Here is a 1,489-nt window from a genome sequence, read left to right as displayed (position 1 = left end):
GAAAAAGATTATTTGTATATCAATAATAAAAACGGAACGTTTACCGAACAAATTGAAGGCTGGGCATCGCACATCAGCCAATCCTCAATGGGAGCAGATATGGCCGATGTAAATAATGATGGGAAATCCGATATTTTCACAACAGATATGTTACCTGAAAATGATGAACGATTAAAAAAAACAACCAATTTTGACAACTATGATTTATTTACTAGAAAATTAAATCTAGATTTCTTTAATCAATATATGCAAAACACTTTGCAACTAAATGACGAGAATAACAAATTCTTAGAAATAGCAAATTTCGCCGGAGTAGCAAAAACTGACTGGAGCTGGGGCGCTTTATTATTTGACATGGATAATGATGGATATAAAGATATTTATGTTTGTAACGGTATTTATCACGATTTGACTAATCAGGATTTTATGGACTTTTTCGCAAATGATTTTTTACAAAAAATGGTGATTACAGGTAAAAAAGAAGATATGGAAACCATTATTGCCAAGATGCCAAGCACACCTATCCCAAATTATGCCTTCAAAAATAATAAAAATTTAACCTTTACAAATGAAGCCGAAAATTGGGGATTAGGAACTCCTAGTTTTTCAAACGGTGCAGCTTATGGAGATTTAGACAATGATGGAGATTTAGATGTAGTAACAAATAATCTTAACACTGTTGCTTCAATTTACATTAACAAAACCAATGATAAAGCCAATTATTTAAAAATAAGACTTCGATTTGGCGGCAAAAATACTTTTGGAATTGGAACAAAAGTAATTTCATACAACAAAGGAAAAATGCAATATAAAGAGTTGCAAACTACCCGAGGATTTCAATCTTCATCGGAACCAATAATTCATTTTGGATACGGAAAAGCAAGTAGTATCGATTCGTTAGTAGTAATATGGCCTGACAAAACATCCCAAACTTTAAAGAAAGTAAAAACAAATCAAACACTAACCATAAAACCTAATGCTAATCGTAAAGCATTTGATTATAGAAAATTACATCCAGCAGTTTTGCCTGTTTTCAAGAAAGTTGAAAATAATTTAGGTATCGATTTCATACATCAAGAAAATGATTATACTGATTTTCTAGCACAAAAATTAATTCCTTATCAGCATTCAGACAGAGGTCCTGCAACAGCAATTGGGGATTTAAATGGAGATGGAAAAGAAGATCTATTCTTTGGAGGTGCCAAAGGAAAAAAAGCAGCTATTTATATTCAAAACGCAGCCGGTTTTACTAAAAAACCATCTGCTGTAATCGAAAATGATTCTATCTATGAAGATGCATCAGCTGTAATTGGCGATTTTAATAATGATAAAATAAATGATTTGTTTGTTGCTTCTGGCGGTGGAGAAAATCCTGCAAATTTAGATTCTCGATTGTATCTTAACAAAAATAATCAATTGAGTAAAGCTGCATTTCCAATATTAACTCAAAATGCTGCTGTAGTAAAAGCTTTTGATTATGATAATGATG

At 31.7% G+C, this 1,489-nt stretch carries 1 protein-coding gene; it reads left to right on the top strand.

The features are described 5' to 3' along the window. A partial coding sequence (locus EKL98_RS15785; protein WP_199740731.1) for a VCBS repeat-containing protein occupies window positions 1–1,489 on the top strand: 1,489 nt, incomplete at both ends.

It is taken from the genome of Flavobacterium bomense, from assembly GCF_003970355.1.
The sequence above is the reverse complement of the archived record's forward strand: the minus strand, read 5'-3'. Positions and strand labels throughout refer to the sequence as shown.